The following is a 19609-nucleotide window of genomic DNA, read 5'->3' on the forward strand; positions in this document are numbered from 1 at the left end:
CAGGGATGACTTTTGACTTCGCATCAGCATTCGCTGGCCGTGATAGTCAGGCCGCGTGCTGTGCGCTGTTGACGTTGCCGCATGATCTGAATCAACACGAGTGCGAGACCTGCGGCGGCGATCAACGCACCGACGACCGGTACCGCCGGGTAGCCGAGGCCCGCCGAAATGGCTGCCCCGCCTGCCGCCGCACCCAACGCATTGCCGAGATTGAACGCGCCCACGTTGACCGATGACGCAAGCCCAGGCGCTTCGGCCGCGGCACGCATGACGCGCATCTGCAGCGGCGGCACGACCGCGAAGGTTGCAACGCCCCACACGAGTAGACCAATCGCAGCGCCGGTGTGGCTTGCCGCCATCAGCGGGAACGCAAGCATGACCACGATCAGCAGCGCGAGGAAGCCGATCAGGCTGCCATCGAGCGAGCGATCGGCAAGCCGGCCGCCCAGTACGTTACCGATCGAGAAACCGACACCGATCAGCGCAAGCATCGCGGTGATGAAGAGCGGCGATGCGCCGGTGATATGCATCAACGTCGGCGAGATGTAGGTGTACAGCGTGAACATCGCGCCTGCGCCGAGCACGGTCGTGGCCAGTGCGGCCAGCACCGCAGGACGCGTGAGGACGGCGAGTTCGTTGCGCAGATTCGGCAGGCGGCCTGCTTCGCCCTTCGGCAATGCCGCCAGCAAACCGGCCATCGCGATCAAACCGAGCCCGGCTGTCGCCGCAAACGACATGCGCCAACCGATTACGTCGCCCAGCCACGTCGCGACCGGCACGCCACCGACATTCGCGATCGTGAGCCCCATGAACATGGTCGCAATCGCGCTAGCCTGGCGTTCGCGCGGCACGAGACTCGCCGCTACAACCGAGCCAAGTCCGAAGAACGCACCGTGATTCAGGCTGGTGACGAGCCGTGCGAGCAGCAGCGTCGTGTAATTGGGCGCCATCGCCGACAGCAGATTGCCGAGCGTGAAGATGCTCATCAGCAGGATCAGTGCGGAGCGTTTCGGCCAGCGCGCAAGCGCGAGTGTCATGAGCGGCGCGCCGACCATGACGCCGATCGCGTAGGCGCTGATCAGCATGCCGGCGCTCGGAATCGATACGTGAAGACTGCCGGCGATGGCGGGCAGCAGCCCCATCGGCGAGAACTCGGTCGTACCGATACCGAACGCGCCGACAGCGAGCGCCAGCAGCGGGAGCGTCGAGTTACCGCGCGCGGCGGGTTGGGAAGAAGTAGTCGGGATCATGCTTCATGCTCCTGAATGCATAGATGAAAGTTCAACGGGAGCAAGTGTGATCGTTTTACTTTTGCGGAAAAACTGGTATATAGACGAAATTGTTTTGATTTAAAGTCAACAATGAAAACCACACTCGATGAACTGCAAACCTTCGCGACCGTGGTCGACATGGGCTCGATCACCGCAGCTGCGGAGCAGCTCGACCAGACGGTCTCGGCGGCGAGCCGGACGCTCGCGAGACTCGAGGAGAAGCTGAAGACGACGTTGCTGCGCCGGACTACGCGCCGGCTCGAGCTGACCGAAGAAGGGCGGGCGTTTCTGCAGAACGCGCGCACGATCATCGAACAGGTGGAGAGTGCGGAAGAACAGATGGTGGCGCGGCGCGACAAGCCGTCCGGGCGGTTGCGGATCGACGCCGCGACGCCGTTCATGCTGCACGCGATCGTGCCGCTCGTGCGCGGCTACCGGGAGCGCTATCCGCACGTCGAGCTGGAGCTGAACAGCAATGAAGGGATTATCGATCTGCTGGAACGGCGTACCGATGTGGCGATCCGGATTGGCCGGTTGAAGGATTCGACACTGCACAGCCGGCTTGTCGGTAATAGCCGGCTGCGCATACTGGCGAGCCCTGGTTTTATCGAAACGCACGGCTTGCCGCGCAAGGTCGAGGATCTCGGCAAGCATGCGCTGCTCGGGTTCAACCAGCCGGAATCGCTGAACACCTGGCCCGTGCTGGGCGCGGACGGCGAACCGTATCGCATCGAGCCGACGGTCTGGTCGTCGAGCGGTGAGACGCTCAGGCAAATGGCACTGGAGGGCGTCGGCATCGCGTGTCTGTCGGACTTCATGACCGGACAGGATCGCGAATCGGGACGGCTCGTGCAGATTCTGAACCGTCAGACTCAGGATGTCCGGCAGCCGATTCACGCCGTCTACTACCGCAATACGGCTATCTCTTCGAGAATTGCTTCGTTTGTGGACTATCTGGTTGAAGCGTTCAAGACGCGGTTGGTGTCTTGATCTTAACTACGGGCGAAGCAGGTGAGGGCGACCGTCCACATCGGCTTCAGCCCGCCTGCAGATCTGTTCCTCCGCGACGTTTGAGCAACTCGCGGATCTGCGCGAGATAACGGTCGCCGGTGGCGTGATCGTCGTCAGCCAGGCGCGGCGTGTCGGGCGCCGGTGGCCATACCCCGAGATAACGGCAAACCGCCGACACATAAGGCTTGCGTGGTGCGTTTGCATTGCCAGTATTGCCGGTGTCAGAACGGCTAGCGAGATGACGCGCGGCGGCCGCCACACGCGCATCGCCCACATGCGTACGCAGCCAGGCCAAGGTCTGGCGATCGCTTTCATTGATGACGCGAAGCAGATGTTCCATGACACGAAACCTGTATAAATGTACAGTAGTTAATATATACAGTGTTTGAGGGATGTTCAAGGTTAATCTGGTGCCGCCGCGATGGTGCCGGTTGCCATTGGAGTCGAGCGGATTTTCATTTGAGTTGGGCGCCCCGGGGCCGTGGGGACACGGTCTGAGAGACGGTGACGAGTTGCAGTCCGACTGGGCGAGCAAGTCTTCGGGGCTTTACAGGCGTCCTGTGAAACGGTCTGGCACGACTCGCTCTACCGCTGCTGTCGTCGCCGATATCGGACGTGGCCCCAGCAGACCGGTAATGACACCGAGTATCGGCAGTGCCAATCCCAATGGAACCTCGAAACTATCGTGTACTACCGGGATCTCGGGAGGTATCTCTGTCTCTCGTTATCGACGATTACTTCATCGACATACGTATCTTTCTGGACTGCGACAATCAGCAGGCGAGGCCGCCAATTGATCTTAAAACCGCGAAGGTCCATCGGGCTAGGAGGTAGACCAAGGCGCACTATCACGACATACCGATCTGGTTCATTGGCACAAATCGATGTACCCAATACCCGTTCGTCGGGAGAGTGTTTCTGGCAAGTCCGAATCGCAATCTCACGGACCTCTCTCCTCGCGCGCAGTTGTGGGAACAGCAGGTATAGCCGTCGATAGTGATCTATACCATCAAGGCCAAGGAACGTCAGGCGAGCCAGAAATACGAACACGGTGCTGCCGACCACATAGATGATCATGAAGACCGCGAGGGTAATCAACATGATCACAAAGGTATAGGCGGCTATTTGAATGGTCATTCCCTGCTCGCAGGCTTGCGGCCCGGTGAATCCCAGGCCCATGCGCAAGCTACGGGCTCTACCGGTGGAATCAAATATGGGTCGGCACTTACAGTAGTTAGAACCACTTCCTCCCCCAGTTAGCCCAGGTCGTCACCAACAAACAGGTGATGAGCAACGCGTTATATTCCCATCCCCCATTCGCATGTCCGCCGACGACAAAAAAACCGCGTTGCCAGTTAAACATCGCGACGCCGACGAAATAAATGGCCGACAAAATGAGGGAAATTGGGAATACCAGGATGCGCAAGGCTAGTAGCACCGTACCAACGGTTTCAGCAATACATACCAGCCAGGCGACGAGCAAGCCTGCGGGCACTCCTGAATCTTGCAAAAGGGCGCCAAAGCCGGAGACTTCACCCAGATAAATACGGTAGGCACCGTGGGTGAAGAGAATTGCACATACGACTACACGCAACAGATCAGTTCCCGCCGTTTCTCTTGAAACTACTCTGTCAAACCATGTCATCACTCACTCCCAATCATTTTGTTATAGAGAATTTCATCGGGCTTTTCTTTCGGGACGATCACATAGGGTATTCGCAGGTTTGTCGGGCGATTGTCTATGATCCCAGAGTTAATGTCGACCGACCGTTCATGGCCGCACCCGGTCTCCCAACGAACTACCGTAGTCGACCTTCCATGAGGATCACATTTCCCGAAAGCGGACTTCCAGATGCGTAGGTCGAGACACCTTGCCAGGTTACGGTTGGCCAGCCGCAGCCCGTCGCGGCACTGTCACGATTTCGCTCGTATTTCCTGGAAATTTCCCCCATTTCACTAGCCCTTATCGCGAGGATCGTAAGGCCCGGAGAGTTCGAGAAAAGGCGTCGGCTGAGCCAGGACGACACAAGCCTTGGGAAAGTAGAGATGGCGCGCGAAGAGCAGGAAGCGGCGTCTCCATGAAAACGGCAATGCGCCTGCATGACCCTCGAAGACTGCACCCCGTTCGCCGAGGTCGCGCGCCCAGTCGCGAAAGATCCACCGATCCGCGCTCCCGTCGGTAACAAGCCAGAACCGGTCGCCGAAATCCAGCAGGGTGAATTCGGTGGGTTCGGCGGGCGCCGTCTCCGGGTCGAAGCAGGTCATACACAACACCCGCTGGAGTTGCTTGAACTCGGCCTGGGCGAGAAGCGTTCCCTTAACCCGGAAAGAGATGACCGGATCCTTATAATCCACCATCGGTGGTGCAGGTGCTTTCGGAAAAAACATGGCACGTGACGAGCGATCGCCGATCTTTCGACAAAGAAGCAGGATACGCTTTAGCGACGCGTTGCAACGGGCAGGTTATTCAGGGCCGCCGGCAGTCAGAGGCGACCAGAAATATCTGTCTTGATCACGACACCATGACGAACGCAAAAATGACCACACTGCCACCCGCTCTCATAGAACGGCTTCGATCTCTGCACGACGATCCCGCGCGGAGATATCACAACTGGAGTCATATCCAGGCGTTGCTCAAGCTGCTCCCTGGGGTTCGAGATCGACTGAACGATCCGCTTGCCGTCGAATGTGCAATCGTGCTGCACGACGTCATCTATGAACCGACGAGAAACGACAACGAAAAGAGAAGTGCCGCGCTTGCGAAGGAATTGATCAGCGGTGTAGTACCCGACGATACCGCGAGGCGAGCGGTGCAATTAATCGAAGCAACCGAGCGTCATCTCGTCGACGAAAACATGTCAATGGAAGAGGCCGAAGACTGCCGCATCTTCCTCGATATGGATCTGTCGATACTGGGTAGTAGTGAAAAGGCGTTTGACGACTACGAAGCAGGTATCCGACATGAATATCGGCACGTCGATGAGGCTGCGTTTCGTGAGGGGCGAGCCGCGATACTTGAACGCTTCCTGAGCAGGGATCACCTGTATATGTCCGAGTGGGGTCGCGAGCAATTCGAGGCCAAAGCGAGAGTAAATTTGCAACGCTCCCTGCAAGCGTTGCGCAACGTTTGAACGTAAGCGGTCCGTTATCCACGCCTTACTTAATCTCACCAATCGCCTTTGGTGGATAGCTCGCAAGGACGATCGAGGTGGTCACCGGTCCGAACCTGGCCAGCGCGTCAATTGCTTTCTCTAGCTGGCTCATTTTTTGAACCACCACACGGACGACGAAGCAGTCATCGCCCGTGATGCGATGCGCTTCGACGATCTCCGGCATCGTTGCGAAGGCCTTCAGGCATTTTGTGATCTGCGCGTGAGTCGTCTGTATTCGAATGACCGCGGATATATCGCGGCCCAGGAGTCCCGCATTGACCCTTGCCGAGTAACCCTCGATCACACCGTGCTCTTCCAGCCGCTTGATGCGGGCGCTGACGGCTGGCTGCGACAGTCCAATCTGCTTGCCTAGCTCGGTGTTGGTCACACGCGCATGAACTTGCAGCGCCTCAACAATGCGCCAGTCGAGCCGATCCAGTTCCACGTGCTTAGGTTTCATTCGTATACACCTCTAAATTCCGCCAGTTTCAATCCGTACCACGACGATTTCATCGGTTTGGCTATTCTGGCAGAAGCCGTTGGCTCCTACACTGAGTATTCATATCTGGAGGAACCTACACATGAGTCGACGCGTGCTGATCGTGCCTGGTCACGGCAATTCGGGGGCAACGCACTGGCAAAGTATCTGGGAAGCTTCGAAGCCAGGACATTGGTGCCGCGTGAAGATCGAGGATTGGGATCACGCCGTCTGCGACGAGTGGGTCGCAGCCATTGCTCGCGATGTGGAGGCCCTCGGCCCGGATACGATCGTCGTCGCTCATAGTCTCGGCTGCCTCGCAGTTGTGCATTGGGCCGCGCGAAACACAGTCGCCATAGGAGGGGCACTTCTCGTGGCCGTTCCAGATCCGTCGGCGCCGGCCTTTCCTTGCGCCGATAGCATCGGATTTTCTCCCGTACCGTCGGCAAGGCTTCCATTCCCGAGCATCGTGGTCGCAAGTAGTGACGATCCCTACGCGGCAATCGGTTATGCACAGTTTTGTGCAAACTCCTGGGGCAGCGAATTCCTCGATGTCGGGGCACGGGGGCATCTGAACGCCGCCAGTCACCTGGACGACTGGGCAGAGGGATATCAGCTCCTCCAGCGTTTGAACCGCAAAACACGCCTTTAGCAGCAGTCAGCCATTGCACGAAAGGTTATGCGAAACGACTAATTTGGTCACGCATTCCCGAATGCTAATATCCAGAACCCCGAGAGCACTCCAATAATGTTGAGAGATTATTGATCAAGTTGGCGCAGCTATTTTTATAACGATTGGAGCGCAAGTAGTGTCCAGGAATAATTCGCCGCGGCTCGCAGTTTCTCTGCTTTCAATTACGCTCTTTGCGATCTGGTCGGTAATCGCATGTGCCGGCGACGTCGATACCGTTACACCAGCGCCGGCCAATCCGCCGCTCACCACAACCGTCACCCCCGCTGCCACAGACCAACCCTGGCTGCACCAGACATTAAGCCTGATCAACAGCAGCCTGACGCGTTTCGGGCCGTACCGGACCGGCAACGCCTATCTGGAATACGAATACTACGGAACCAACGGACCATTCAATCTGTACGGCTATGTCGATGCGCTCAAGATACTCGGTGCCGGTACGCAGAACACGTCGGGCGTCTGGGATCACGGCGCACCGATATTCAGCGAACAGGAACCGCGCGTCGCACTCGATACGCTTGCCGGGAAAAACTTCCAGCTGGGACCGTTCAAGCACATCTATCTCGCCGCCGACTGGATTTACAACCAGGGCGGTAGCCGGTCATCCGAGCAGAACACGCTTTACGCAGGCCTCGGCACCGACATCGATACGCATACGCCACTGGCGTTGTCGACGAATCTGTATCTGAACCGGGAATGGCAGAACTATGGCAACGCGAACGAATTTTCCTGGGACGGCTACCGCTTCCAGATGAATTATTTCTATCCACTAGGTCATTACCTGGGCGGTGATTTCAGCTATGCCGGTTTCTTCAACTACGATTTCGGATCGAAGCTGCGCGAAGAAACGGGGGGCAATACCTTTAGCGACACGGAGTTCGACTCGACCAACGCGCTGGTCTACTCGTACAAGCATCTTCGCCTCGTGGCCGTGGCACGCTACTTCCACAATGGCGGCCAGTGGAACAGCTCGATGCTGAACTTCGGCAACGGCTTCTTTCAGAACCGATCGACTGGGTGGGGGTACTACCTTGAAGCGGGTTATCAGTGGGGCAAGATATAGCGCTTCCGGCGTCGATGCAGCGATGCGTTAGCGACGAAACAACGTGCCAACGCATCGCTGTGCAGCCACAGAAAGCCGTTACTGTTTCATCAGCTTCACGATGGTCAACGTACCGTCCACGTTCTCAACACGAACCTTCACCTTCTCGCCTGCTTTAGCCTGCTTGACCATCGTTTCATCTCCAGCCTTGTAAGCCATCGTCATCGCAGCCATGCCGATGTTCTTCAGCTCGCCGTGCTGAAGCGTCACCATGCCCGTCGACGGATCGACTTTCTTGACGACGGCATCGGTGAGCGCGGTGTTGTTCGACGCGCCGGCATCCATGGCACCGCCGCTCATTTTCATGCCGGCCATGTTGTCTGCCGCCATGGCTGTGCCGGCGAGTGTGAGGCTCGTGCAGAGTACAGCCGTCAGAGTGAGCAACTTCTTCATTGATTTTCTCCAGAGTGGATTTGCGGCACGAACGTGCCATGGGGTGCTACATGAGGTTGCAGCGCTTCCTGCGTCTTTGCATTCGCGCGCGCCACGCGGCGACGTTGCAGCAACAGCCAGGCGGCCGGAATGATGAGCATGGACAGAAGCGGCGCGGTCACCATGCCGCCGACCATCGGCGCGGCGATGCGCTGCATGACTTCGGAACCGGAGCCGTGACCCAGCATGATCGGGATCAAACCGGCCAGCACGACCGCGACCGTCATGGCCTTGGGTCTTACGCGCAAAACCGCGCCTTCGCGAATGGCATCGACGAGCGTTGCCTCGGTAAACGGCGCGCCCTCGTCGAGCCGACGATTGAGTGCGCCCTTCAGATACAGCAGCATCACGACGCCGAACTCGGCCGCCACGCCCGATAACGCGATGAATCCCACCGCAGTCGCGACGGACACCGCGTGCCCGAGTATCCAGATCAACCAGAACCCGCCGACCAGCGCAAACGGCACCGTCGACATCAGCAAGAGCGCATCGGCCGCTGAGTTGAACGTCAGGAACAGCAGCACGAAGATGACGACGAGCGTCACCGGGATCACTGTTCGCAACTTCGCGGCGGCACGCTCCAGATACTCGAACTGACCCGACCAGGCAACCGAATAACCAGGCGGCAGCACGACATGCTGTGCAACCGCGCTCTGCATCGCTTTCACCGCCGACTGCAGGTCGGTGTTGCGAATGTCCACGTAGACATAGCCCGATAAGCGGGCGTTCTCGCTGCGGATCATCGGTGGGCCGTCGGAGATTTTGACCGTGGCGACATCGCCTAACGTGATCTGTGCGCCGCGATCCGTGACGACCGGCAACTGACGCAGATTGTCGACAGAGTCCCGGATCTCGCGTGGGTAGCGAATGTTGATCGGAAAACGTTCGCGACCTGCGATCACTTCGCCGACGTTATCGCCCCCCACCGCAGTCGACACGACGGACTGGATGTCCGTCACCGACAGTCCATAGCGCGCGGCCGCCAGCCGGTCGATATCGACGTCGATGTAGTGACCGCCGTTCAGTCGTTCGGCGAGCGCCGACGTGACGCCTGGAACGTTCTTCAGGACAGATTCGACCTGCGTCGCAATCCTGTCGATCTGTCCAAGGTCCGCGCCCGAAATCTTCACGCCGACAGGCGTCTTGATACCCGTCGACAGCATGTCGAGACGATTGCGAATCGGCGGTACCCAGACGTTCGACAGGCCCGGAATCTTGACGCGTGCATCGAGTTCATCGATGAGCTTTTCCGGCGTCATGCCCGGGCGCCATTCGCTGCGCGGCTTGAACTGGATGGTGGTTTCGAACATCTCGAACGGCGCTGGATCGGTTGCGGTATCGGCACGTCCCGATTTGCCGAATACGGTCTTCACTTCGGGCACCGTCTTGATGAGGCGATCGGTTTGCTGCAGCAGTTCGGCGGCTTTATCTGCCGAGATGCCGGGCAACGCGGTCGGCATGTAAAGCAGATCGCCTTCGTCGAGCGGCGGCATGAATTCGCCACCAAGCCGCGACACCGGGATCAACGTGACAGCAAGCGCGACCACGGCCAACCCGATTGCAATCCACGGGCGGCGCAATGTTGCTTCGAGCAACGGCCGGTACAGTCTGATCAGGATGCGATTGATCGGATTCGCGTTCTCATGCGGAATCCGGCCACGGATCAGATAGCCCATCAGCACCGGCACAAGCGTTACGGATAAACCTGCCGCAGCCGCAATGGTGTAGGTCTTGGTAAACGCCAGCGGGGCGAACAGTTTCCCTTCCTGGCCTTCGAGCGAGAACACCGGGATAAACGACAGCGTGATGATCAGCAGCGAAAAGAACAGCGCCGGGCCAACCTCGGCGGCGGACTGCGCGATCAACTCCCACCGCTGCGCAGTCGTGATCGGCGTATCGGGATGCTTGTGGTCGTACGCTTCCAGATGCTTATGCGCGTTCTCGATCATCACGATGGCCGCATCGATCATCGCGCCGATCGCGATCGCAATGCCGCCCAGCGACATCAGGTTCGCATTGACGCCCTGATAGCGCATCACGATAAACGCAGCCAGCACCCCGAGCGGCAGCGAGAGGATCGCGACGAACGCGCTGCGCAAGTGGAACAGAAACACCGCGCAAACCAGGCCCACGATGATGAACTCTTCGACGAGCTTGTCCTTCAGATTGTCGACGGCACGCTCGATGAGCTGCGAGCGATCATAGGTCGTCACGACTTCGACGCCCGGCGGCAGCGATCGCTTCAGGTCGGCGAGTTTTGCCTTGACGGCTTCGATGGTGGTCAGCGCGTTCTTTCCCGAGCGCATGACGATCACACCGCCCGCGACTTCGCCTTCGCCATTCAGCTCGGCAATGCCGCGGCGCATTTCAGGTCCGATCTGGATGCGTGCGACATCCCCAAGCAGGACGGGAGTACCCGTGTCGTTCGTGCGCAGCACGATATGGCGGAAGTCATCGAGCGAGCGCAGATAGCCGGACGATCTGACCATGTACTCGGACTCGGCGAGTTCAACCACTGACCCGCCCGATTCCTGGTTTGCCTTGCCGATGGCATCCGCGACCGCCGCCTGCGTGATGCCGTAAGCGCGCAACTTGTCCGGATCGAGCACGACCTGGTATTGCCGCACCATGCCACCGATGTTGGCCACTTCCGAAACGTCCGGTACCGACTTCAATTCGAACTTCAGGAACCAGTCGTTCAACGCGCGCAGCTGGCCGAGATCGTGCGTGGCCGTACGATCGACCAGTGCGTATTCGTAGACCCAGCCCACACCCGTTGCATCGGGCCCGAGTGACACCGTCGCACCGGGTGGCAGGCGGCTCTGCACCTGGTTCAGGTATTCGAGCACCCGTGAGCGGGCCCAGTACTGATCCGTCTTGTCGTCGAATAGCACGTAGACAAACGCGTCTCCAAACGACGAATAAGCGCGGATGGTCGTGGCACCCGGTACGCCTAGCAACGTCGTCGTCAGCGGATAGGTCACCTGGTCTTCGACGACTTGCGGCGCCTTGCCGGGATACGACGCCTTGATGATGACCTGTGTGTCGGACAGATCCGGCAGCGCGTCGAGCGGCGTCTGGGTCAGCGAATAGACGCCCCATGCGGTGACGAGCACCGTCGCCAGCAGCACGAGGAAGCGGTTGTAAATCGACCAGCGAATGATGCGCGCAATCATTTCGTGCTCCCCACCGGTTCGACCTGCGTCAGTTCGTAGCCGTCGTCGGAGGGCTTGAAGACGAAATGCACGGACTCGCCTACCTTGACGTCGGGGAATGAGGTTGGTGACGGCTTGCCGAAGGTCATGGTCATCGCACTCCAGCCCAGTGCCGGTACGGGTTGATGCGAGAACGTGATGTCGCTGGAGGTGACCTTTTCGACCTTGCCGGTGGTTTCGTAGGTCTGCGCGGCGGGCGCAGAAGCGGAAGCAACTGATGGCGCAACTGGCGAGGCTTCAGGTGCCACGCTCCCTTCAAGCTTCGGCAGCACGGATGTCAGGCTCGCTTCCGAGTCGATCAGGAACTGGCCTGACGCAACGACCTGCTGACCTTCGGTCAATCCGCTCGTCACTTCGGTGTTGTCCCCGCTATCGCTGCCAACCGCGATCTGAACAGGTTGCAACCGGCCGTCGCTATTCCTCACGATGACGATCGAGCGCTTGCCGGTCGTGATGACCGCTTCGGACGGCACCAGCAACCGCGATACCGGTTTCGCTCCACTGACGCGAGCGCGCATCAGCATCCCCGGTGTCAGCTTGAGGCCGGCGTTATCGATTTCGAGGCGCGCCTGCAGCGTCCTGCTGTCCGCACTGATGCCCGGCAGGATTTCGCGGATATGACCGCTAAAGCGTTGCGAAGCGTCGCCGGCAAACGTGGCTTCGACGGTCATGCCGGGCTGCACCTGCAACGCAAGCGACTCGGGTATCTCAACGATCAGCCACAGCTTCGACAGGCCAGCAATCTTGGCGAGCGTTTGTCCCGGCGACACCATTGCACCGTCGCGCACATTGAGTTCCGTCACCACGCCGGCTCGCTGCGCGAATAGCGTGACGTGAGTCTGTGCGTTGCCGGTTCTATCGAGGCTCGCAATGAGCCCATCGGGAATCGACAGTGCCTGCATGCGCGCACGCGCAGCGGCAAGCAGGCTCGCATCCATGCCGCTACGCCTGAGCGCCAGATATTCTTCCTGAGGCGCGAGCCAGTCAGGAACGAAAAGCGATGCGATCGGTGCACCCTGCGCGACCCGTTGCATCGGCGCGCTTGCATACAGATGATCGATATAACCGGTCACACGCGACTGCACGACATCCGCCATCGATTCATCGAACTGCGTGGTACCGATTGCGCTGAATCCTTCGGCGGTGTCCTGCCTGACCGCCGTTGCATACCGGATACCCAGATTCTGTTGCAAGGTGGAGTCGACCTTGACACCGCTTGAACCGCCTTCGTCCGCAAAGACCGGCTGCAGTTCCATGTTCATGAACGGCGACTTGCCGGGTTTATCGAAGTGCTGGTTCGGCACCATCGGGTCGTGCCAGTAAAGCACTTTGCGTCCTGTCTTTGCATCGACCTTGTCGCTGCCCGCAGATGGGCTCGCGGCCATGGCCGATGCGATGGGCGTATCTGTTGCAGCCCGACGTGAGCCGGCCACATAACCGGCGCCAAGCAGCACGGCCACGGTGAACACTGCGGCAACGGCACGTACGATCAGTTTCTGGTTCATGTTTTTTCCTTACTGGCTGGCGGTCAGGTCGGTTGGCAAAACCTGGTATTCCAGCTGCGCCCAGACGAGGGAAACTTCGCGTTCGAGGTTCAGCACCTGAAGGTCCGCTTCGAGTTGCGTGTGCCGCGCATCCAGTGCGTCCGCGAGCGTGCCGGCACCGGATCGATAGGCGGCATTCGCGAGCTGCACTTTTTGTTCGGCGGCGGGAAGAACGGTCTGCTTCGCGTTGGCGAGACGTTCGCGACCGCCGGCAAGCTTTGCCGTCAGACTCTGGATATCCGCAACGACCTGGCGTTCGGTGTCCTCATAGGTGAGTCGCGCCTGCGTACCCATCTCCGACTTCTGCGCGACATCGCGGTCTTCGACATTGCTGCGATGGATCGGCAAAGGAATGGACACACCTACGGACACGTAGTCCGGATACTTCCCGCCACTCTTGAAGTAGGTCAGCCCCCAGGTCCAGTTCGGATTCCGGTTGCTGCGGGCGACGTCGGTATCGGCATCGGCGAGCGAGATGGCGGCGCGCGCTGCGATCAACGAAGGCTGAACCTGAGCGAGATGTTCGGTGCTGAAACTCGATACCTGCGAGTCGAAGTCCGGTGGCGTGCCCGCCACTGCCAGCACGTTGCCGGCGCCGGTCCAGCGCGACAATACGATCAATGCGGTCTTCTCGTCTTGCTGCGCATTGATCAGTTCGTCGCGTGCATTGCCGAGCGTCAGGTTGGCCTGGGCGACATCGACTGCCGTCGCTTTCGCGCCGCGGTACGACGCCTGCCTTGCCGCAAGCTCCTGGCCCAGATGGTCCACTAGCGCCTGATTGAGCGCGACGGCTCGCTTCGCATAGATGGCGTTGAGCCAGGCCATGGCGGCTTGCTGACGCACTTCGGCGACTTTCTCGAGGTACGTCGACTGGTCGCGCTCGACAACCCGATTGGCTAGCGATGTCTGTAGCCGGCGCTTGGCGGGAGAAACCCATTCCTGCTGAATGCCGATGCCGCGCATCGTGAAGTTGTCTTGCCCGATGGTCAAGGCATTAGGCCCATTGACGGGCAAGTCCTGAACGCTGAGGTTCAGAGTGGGATTGGGCAGTTCCCCGGCCTTGACGACTACGTCAGAACTGCCGCGAACCGACGCCTGTGCAGCCTGGATCGAAGACGAGCGGCTGGTGGCAATTTGCAGTGCTTCGTCGAGCGTCAAGCCGACGTCCTGAGCGTAGGCCGCGCGGCCGGACAACAGGCCAAGCGCAACCAGGAGCACACATGAGCGAGCCCAGGCGCGCCGCGATGCCGGCGAGCCGATGTTGAAAAGCATGTTCTAACCTCGAATGGTCGAGCTGCGTGGGCCGCGCGAGCGGACACACGAACTCATGTCCCGAAACAGGACGACATCACCGCGCGAGAGCGGCAAACCAGAACGATGGAGTTAGAGAGACTGCGGTGGACGCCAGAGGCCATCCGGCTCGCGGATGGAGAGCGACTGGGTGTAGTGGAAGCTGACAGGGACAAACGACCCGGCGGGCCTCGTCACAGTGGGAGAAGAAACGGGGTGATAGAGGCTGCCCATCTGACACTGCGCACTGACCTTGCACAGCGATACTTTCGACTTGTCGTGTTCGCTCGTCGCGGGACTCATCGAATCGCAACCGGGCATGTCGGTGGACATGGCGGCGGTGTCGGTGGACATCGTGGATTCCATTGGACACGCACCAATCGTGCCGCTCGCTGCCAGCCCGCTTAAGGGCAGCACCGCGCAGAGCAGCAAAACGAGAAGTGTCCGCAGGAATTTCATCGCACGAAGTATAGCGTAGCTATTTGAAGCTGATTGGCGGTTTTTAGTCCGAGTCCGGGCGTTGCATGACCCACGTCATCATGAGCATCGCGAGCGGACATAACACCACCACGGAGAGCGGCATCAAAGCCAGGATCTCCGCGCGATATCCAGGCAGCGCCCAGTATGCGAGCGCGACAACTGCCACTAGCGCGCCGGCGATCTTCAACAGGAATTTCATATTGCATTTCATGGCAGGCTCCAGCCACAGGATCACAGCGATCCCGTGGCATCAGTGAAACATGGATTAGCGAGGTTAGGCGTTAGCTTTTGCTGCCGGGATGCGGGCTCATCATCGGGCAAGTGCCGTTGGTCATCATCGGGCAGGCGGCCATGCTCATCGGGCCATTAGCAGCGGATCCTGTCGCCTGAGCGGTACCTTGTGTGGCAACAGATGCGTTCGGATACGCTCCGCCGCGTGCTCCGCCAGCGGCCATGGCTACGCCGGCAAAACCAGTGATTGATACCAGCACGAGGGACATCGTCAGTTGTTTGATGTTCATGGTGAACTCCGGAAAGGGGAGGTGATGCGAGTTGTATGGTCGGATCAGGAATGCGCGGACGAGCTTGCGTCTTCAACCACATGGATTGGACGGCAAAAGTGTCGTGCGCTTTCCAGCCGTCAGATCGTCGGGGCGAGCGCGAGCGTCATCCGCAGATCGATCTGCAAGCGATTTGCAACGAGGGCGTTACGCGCTTTGCGGTGGACGTTGCGGCGGTTCGGGAACGAACTGCGCGTCGAGGGTGTGATTCACACGCCGATACTCGGGCAATGAAGTTGTTGCCGCGATCGTTCGATGGGATGAGGGGAGGACGCCTGGCACGCCGCAATACAGGTCGTTCATGCCGGTCTGACAGACCGTGTCCAGCTTGACGCACGGCGCCGCACTGTCGTGTTTGTGGTCGTGCTCGCTGCCGGTCATCGACTGGTATTCATGCGATGACGATGACGACATCGCGGTCGACATACCCGAGCAAGCCGGTGCCTGTGCCGGGTAGCCGAGTATCGGCAACCAGGCGATCAGAAAGCAGGCAATCAGTTTGGTCAGGAAATTCACGGCTTCGGGTTGGGAGCGGGATTGCTGGATGGTGGACCTTCCCAGTGGGGGAAGGTCAAGGTTTTTAGTGAAAAAGATCTGGTTCGGGTTGTAGGCCCACAGTCAGGCAAACGTCGAGCGATAGGCAAACAGCGATGGTGTGCCCCCGCTCATGAGAAACAGCACCTTTTGCCCTGCGCCGAACCGGCCGCTTTCAACACTCTGGATCAAACCCGCGAACGCCTTGCCGCTATACACCGGGTCCAGCAGAAGACCTTCCTGGCTGGCCAGAAGATTCACCGCGCGACGCATCGAATCGGTGGGTAGTCCGTAGCCGCTTCCAAGCTGCTCGCCATGCAGAACGACGTCGCTAGTAGAGAACGTGAGACTGGAATCGATCAAGGCAAGCGTTTGCCCGATTTTTTCGCAGGTGGTCGCAAAGGCTTTCTCGAGCGGCGCCAGAACCGTATAACCGACTACTTTGGTCGGCGGCACACCGGCAGCGATCGAGCCAGCGACAAGTCCGGCCTGCGTACCGCCACTGCCGTTTGGAACAACGATATGGTCGAACTCAATACCGCTTTCACGCGACTGATCGAGAAGCTCGATCGCACAAGAAACGTAGCCAAGGCAGCCCACCGGACTCGATCCGCCTAGCGGACACACATAAACCTTGCGTCCCTGGCTGCGTAACGTCGCAGCGCGCTCTTCTGCAACCTGCAATGCGCTAACGTTTCCTGGAATGTCGTGAATGACCGCGCCAAACAGGCGGTCGAGCACGACATTGCCATTTTCGACGTAGTCATCGTCGTCGATCGGAACGAGTCTTGAGAGCACCAGTTCGCATTTCATGCCAACGCGTGCGGCTGCCGCTGCGGTCAGGCGCGCATGATTCGACTGGCGGCCACCTACCGTGATGACCGTATCCGCTCCCATTGCCTGCGCTTCGCCGATCAGGAACTCGAGCTTGCGCAGCTTGTTGCCTCCACCGCCCAGACCATCGATATCCTCGCGCTTGACATAGATGTCGGCGCCACCCAGGTGCCGGCTCAATCTCGGTAGCGCCACAATCGGTGAAGGTCCGTCGCGCAATTGTGCTTTAGGAAACCGGGAAAGGTCCGGTGCTCGCGATGCCATTTCATTACCTCCTGGGTGGTGTGATCGTACGTCCACGTGAAGCTTACCGCGCCCGTCGGGTTAGCGCCGGAACGCGTCTACGCGTCAAAGCTTCGCAACATCGAGCACTGCATCGGCAAACGCCTTCGGCGCTTCCTGCGGCAGGTTATGTCCGATCCCGCCGGTGATCGTGCGATGCGCATACTTGCCGACGAACTTCTTCGCGTAGGACGCAGGGTCCGGATGCGGTGCGCCGTTCGCATCGCCTTCTAGCGTAATTGTCGGCACGCCGATAACCGGTCCGGCAGCGAGACGCTTTTCCAGCGCATCGTATTGCGACTCGCCCTGCGCGAGCCCTAAACGCCAGCGATAGTTGTGAATCACGATCGCAACATGATCCGGGTTCTTGAACGACTCAGCGGAACGTTCGTAAGTTGCATCGTCGAAGTTCCATTTCGGCGACGCAAGTTGCCAGATCAGCTTGTTGAAATCGTGGCGGTTCGCCTCGTAGCCGAGCTGGCCGCGTTCGGTTGCGAAATAGAACTGGTACCACCACGCGAATTCTGCTTTCGGCGGAAGTGGCGCACGGTTCGCTTCCTGGCTGCCGATCAGATAGCCGCTCACCGACACCAGGCCCTTGCAGCGTTCGGGCCACAACGCAGCGATGATGTCGGCAGTGCGCGCACCCCAGTCGAACGCGCCGAACACGGCCTTGTCGATTTTCAGCGCATCCATCAACGCGATGACATCGACGGCAACGACGGCCTGCTGACCGTTGCGCACCGTGCTGGCAGAGCGAAGTCGCGTCGTGCCATAGCCGCGGAGGTACGGCACGATCACGCGATACCCCGCGGAAGCGAGTAGCGGTGCGACATCGACGAAGCTGTGGATGTCGTAGGGCCAGCCGTGCAGCAGGATCACCACCGGGCCGTTAGCCGGTCCGAGGTCGGCATAGCCGACGTTAAGCAGACCGGCATCGATCTGCCGCAGATCGTCGAACGATGCGCTCGATGCGGTCGTGCGCGTACCCGGCGCAGACGCGCTGGACGACGACTGCGCACGCGCAAGACCGGCGAAGCTCAGGTCCATCGTGCCGATACCGACCGCAGCTGTGCCGAGGAAAAGGCGGCGACGTGTGTTGATTGAGTCAGACATATGCGTTTCTCCAGTTCAAGATGTGTTGAAGTTCAATCGATCAATGGGAACCGGCAGAGGCGCCTGCCGAACGCGCGTCGCGCAACGCGGCGAATGACGGACCCATCGGACGTACGCGGATCTGCGGATCGAGGTGTTGCCACGGTAAATCGGTGGGGTCGGCGGCCATCGGGCCCGGTGCTTTTGCAACGAGAATCGAATCGGCGATTGCCTCGAAGTCCGCACGGAAATGCACCGAGCTCTTGTTGACGAGGATCTTCATGTGCTCGGGCTCGATGCCGGCGACGCGAAACAGGTTGCGGTCGAACACCTGCATCTTCACGCTGCTCACCGCAATGCGCACGCCGTCGATGCGCAGGCACGCCACCGGGCCGAGATCGCCGGGCATGCCGTTCAGCATCGGACCATCGAAGCGAAAGTGTCCGTCCGACAGATGCTCGACCTCGAACACCCCTTCGAGCGGCGCATCGCCCGGCACACCGGAGCGACCCGCAAGCGCGAGTTCGATACGAGCGCCGACGCCCGCACGATGCGCGGCCTGTGCCGCATCCGCATCCCAGATCACGCCGACGGCCGCACCGGTCGCACCGTTGTGCAGCAGCGCGCGCACCATGCCCATCGTGTTCGAGTCGCCGCCCACGCCGGGGTTGTCCTGCGTGTCGGCGATGATCACCGGTTTGTCCGCGTGTTCGCTACGGCGCATTGCTTCGAGCACGGCTTCGTCGGGTGTGAGGAACGGTACTTCCCACTGCGCTTCTTCGGCCAGCATCCGGCTGTAGAGTGCATCGACGGCAACGTTCAACGCCTCGGTCTCGAACCCGTAGCCCCACAGCACCGGTCCGCATTCGGGGAAATCGGCAGCAGGAAATCCTGGTGCGAACGACAGCGACACAACCGTATCGCGCTCGAGCGCATCGAGCCGGTCATACAGTCCGCGTGCGGGTTCGACGAGTGTGCACATGCCGTTCACCGGAATCAGAAACGGCACGCGACGCGCGACGCACGCGAGCGGCCGGGTGTCGCGCGTGATCCGATCGAGAATCTCCGCTGCACGTTTGCCGGTTTCTGCCATATCGACGTGCGGATATGTGCGGTACGCGACGAGCGCATCGGCGAGTTGCAGCATGCGTTCGGTTACGTTCGCATGCAGATCCAGCGAAACGACAACCGGCATACGGTCGCCGACAATCTCGCGCACTCGTTCGAGCAGTTCGCCCTCTCCGTCGTCGAGATGCTCGGCGACCATCGCGCCGTGCAGATCGAGGTAGATCGCGTCGAAGCCGCCCGCGCGCACCGCATCGACGATCTCGCCGGCGATCCGTTCGTAGGCGTCGCGAGTGACGTGAGCCGATGCGCTCGCGCCTGCCCAGATCACGGGGATCAGCGCATGTCCCGCGGTTTCGGCATGACGGATGAAACCGCCGATCGGCACGTTGACGTCGCGCAGCGTCAGCACGTCTGCGCCGCGCGCGAGAGCGGGAAAGCCTTCGCCCTGAATGAAACTTTGATAGGACGCCTGGGTCGGTGCGAAGGTGTTGGTTTCATGCTGGAAACCGGCAATCAGTATCTTCATGGTCAGGAAATCCTTTTATGCGAGGCAAGAGCAAGATGCTTTCC

At 59.9% G+C, this 19609-nt stretch carries 21 protein-coding genes; 4 read left to right on the plus strand and 17 right to left on the minus strand.

Annotated elements, in window-relative coordinates; all coding sequences use genetic code 11:
* Window positions 1–23: 23 nt before the first annotated feature.
* Window positions 24–1250, minus strand: a complete 1227-nt coding sequence (locus tag M0D65_RS15525) for an MFS transporter (protein WP_266253489.1) — start codon at window positions 1248–1250, stop codon at window positions 24–26.
* A 111-nt stretch (window positions 1251–1361) separates the two neighbouring features.
* Between M0D65_RS15525 and M0D65_RS15530 the strand changes: the two genes are divergently transcribed.
* Window positions 1362–2261, plus strand: a complete 900-nt coding sequence (locus M0D65_RS15530) for a LysR substrate-binding domain-containing protein (protein WP_266253490.1) — start codon at window positions 1362–1364, stop codon at window positions 2259–2261.
* 46 nt (window positions 2262–2307) lie between these two features.
* On the opposite strand, the gene M0D65_RS15535 is transcribed toward M0D65_RS15530, so the two are convergent.
* The 4 genes from M0D65_RS15535 to M0D65_RS15550 all read right to left on the minus strand — a co-directional run bounded on the left by M0D65_RS15535 (window position 2308) and on the right by M0D65_RS15550 (window position 4670).
* The gene (locus tag M0D65_RS15535; protein ID WP_266253491.1) at window positions 2308–2622 is read right to left on the minus strand and encodes a hypothetical protein; all 315 of its coding nucleotides are present in this window, start codon (window positions 2620–2622) and stop codon (window positions 2308–2310) included.
* A gap of 350 nt (window positions 2623–2972) precedes the next feature.
* Window positions 2973–3419: a hypothetical protein gene (locus M0D65_RS15540; RefSeq protein WP_266253492.1), complete on the minus strand. Its 447-nt coding sequence runs from the start codon at window positions 3417–3419 to the stop codon at window positions 2973–2975.
* Between the two features lie 97 nt (window positions 3420–3516).
* Window positions 3517–3927 (minus strand): DoxX family protein, encoded by a 411-nt coding sequence (locus M0D65_RS15545; protein ID WP_266253493.1) that lies wholly within the window; start codon window positions 3925–3927, stop codon window positions 3517–3519.
* A gap of 311 nt (window positions 3928–4238) precedes the next feature.
* The gene (locus tag M0D65_RS15550) at window positions 4239–4670 is read right to left on the minus strand and encodes a hypothetical protein (RefSeq protein ID WP_266253494.1); all 432 of its coding nucleotides are present in this window, start codon (window positions 4668–4670) and stop codon (window positions 4239–4241) included.
* A 5-nt stretch (window positions 4671–4675) separates the two neighbouring features.
* On the opposite strand from M0D65_RS15550, the gene M0D65_RS15555 reads away from it, so the two are divergent.
* Window positions 4676–5413: a hypothetical protein gene (locus M0D65_RS15555; protein ID WP_266253495.1), complete on the plus strand. Its 738-nt coding sequence runs from the start codon at window positions 4676–4678 to the stop codon at window positions 5411–5413.
* A gap of 25 nt (window positions 5414–5438) precedes the next feature.
* On the opposite strand, the gene M0D65_RS15560 is transcribed toward M0D65_RS15555, so the two are convergent.
* Entirely contained in the window at window positions 5439–5894 is a 456-nt protein-coding gene (locus tag M0D65_RS15560) for an Lrp/AsnC family transcriptional regulator (protein WP_266253496.1), read from the minus strand.
* A gap of 121 nt (window positions 5895–6015) precedes the next feature.
* On the opposite strand from M0D65_RS15560, the gene M0D65_RS15565 reads away from it, so the two are divergent.
* Together M0D65_RS15565 and tsx are read left to right on the plus strand one after the other, a co-directional pair.
* A complete protein-coding gene (locus M0D65_RS15565) occupies window positions 6016–6564 on the plus strand; it encodes an alpha/beta hydrolase (protein WP_323136761.1) in 549 nt (182 codons plus the stop codon).
* Window positions 6565–6721: 157 nt separating this feature from the next.
* Window positions 6722–7666 (plus strand): nucleoside-specific channel-forming protein Tsx, encoded by a 945-nt coding sequence (gene tsx / locus M0D65_RS15570; RefSeq protein WP_266253497.1) that lies wholly within the window; start codon window positions 6722–6724, stop codon window positions 7664–7666.
* A 78-nt stretch (window positions 7667–7744) separates the two neighbouring features.
* On the opposite strand, the gene M0D65_RS15575 is transcribed toward tsx, so the two are convergent.
* From M0D65_RS15575 to M0D65_RS15625, 11 genes are all read right to left on the minus strand, one after another.
* Entirely contained in the window at window positions 7745–8098 is a 354-nt protein-coding gene (locus M0D65_RS15575) for a copper-binding protein (RefSeq protein ID WP_266253498.1), read from the minus strand.
* Window positions 8095–11313 (minus strand): efflux RND transporter permease subunit, encoded by a 3219-nt coding sequence (locus tag M0D65_RS15580; RefSeq protein WP_266253499.1) that lies wholly within the window; start codon window positions 11311–11313, stop codon window positions 8095–8097. Before M0D65_RS15580 ends, M0D65_RS15575 begins: the two co-directional genes overlap by 4 nt.
* The gene (locus M0D65_RS15585; protein WP_266253500.1) at window positions 11310–12857 is read right to left on the minus strand and encodes an efflux RND transporter periplasmic adaptor subunit; all 1548 of its coding nucleotides are present in this window, start codon (window positions 12855–12857) and stop codon (window positions 11310–11312) included. The genes M0D65_RS15580 and M0D65_RS15585 overlap by 4 nt, the downstream gene beginning before the upstream one ends.
* Before the next feature lie 9 nt (window positions 12858–12866).
* Window positions 12867–14168, minus strand: coding sequence for a TolC family protein (locus M0D65_RS15590; RefSeq protein ID WP_266253501.1), 1302 nt, complete (start codon window positions 14166–14168; stop codon window positions 12867–12869).
* 111 nt (window positions 14169–14279) lie between these two features.
* Window positions 14280–14645 (minus strand): hypothetical protein, encoded by a 366-nt coding sequence (locus M0D65_RS15595; RefSeq protein ID WP_266253502.1) that lies wholly within the window; start codon window positions 14643–14645, stop codon window positions 14280–14282.
* Between the two features lie 43 nt (window positions 14646–14688).
* Entirely contained in the window at window positions 14689–14877 is a 189-nt protein-coding gene (locus M0D65_RS15600; protein ID WP_266253503.1) for a DUF2933 domain-containing protein, read from the minus strand.
* Between the two features lie 70 nt (window positions 14878–14947).
* Complete coding sequence (locus M0D65_RS15605) at window positions 14948–15187, minus strand: hypothetical protein (RefSeq protein ID WP_266253504.1); 240 nt, start codon at window positions 15185–15187, stop codon at window positions 14948–14950.
* A gap of 186 nt (window positions 15188–15373) precedes the next feature.
* Window positions 15374–15742, minus strand: a complete 369-nt coding sequence (locus tag M0D65_RS15610; protein ID WP_266253505.1) for a hypothetical protein — start codon at window positions 15740–15742, stop codon at window positions 15374–15376.
* Window positions 15743–15844: 102 nt separating this feature from the next.
* Window positions 15845–16858: a D-cysteine desulfhydrase family protein gene (locus M0D65_RS15615; protein ID WP_266253506.1), complete on the minus strand. Its 1014-nt coding sequence runs from the start codon at window positions 16856–16858 to the stop codon at window positions 15845–15847.
* A gap of 84 nt (window positions 16859–16942) precedes the next feature.
* Window positions 16943–17992, minus strand: a complete 1050-nt coding sequence (locus M0D65_RS15620) for an alpha/beta fold hydrolase (RefSeq protein ID WP_266253507.1) — start codon at window positions 17990–17992, stop codon at window positions 16943–16945.
* A 40-nt stretch (window positions 17993–18032) separates the two neighbouring features.
* Window positions 18033–19565 (minus strand): M81 family metallopeptidase, encoded by a 1533-nt coding sequence (locus M0D65_RS15625; protein ID WP_266253508.1) that lies wholly within the window; start codon window positions 19563–19565, stop codon window positions 18033–18035.
* Window positions 19566–19609: the final 44 nt, after the last annotated feature.

The sequence above is a fragment of the Paraburkholderia sp. CHISQ3 genome, from assembly GCF_030464945.1.
Taxonomy (GTDB): domain Bacteria; phylum Pseudomonadota; class Gammaproteobacteria; order Burkholderiales; family Burkholderiaceae; genus Paraburkholderia; species Paraburkholderia megapolitana.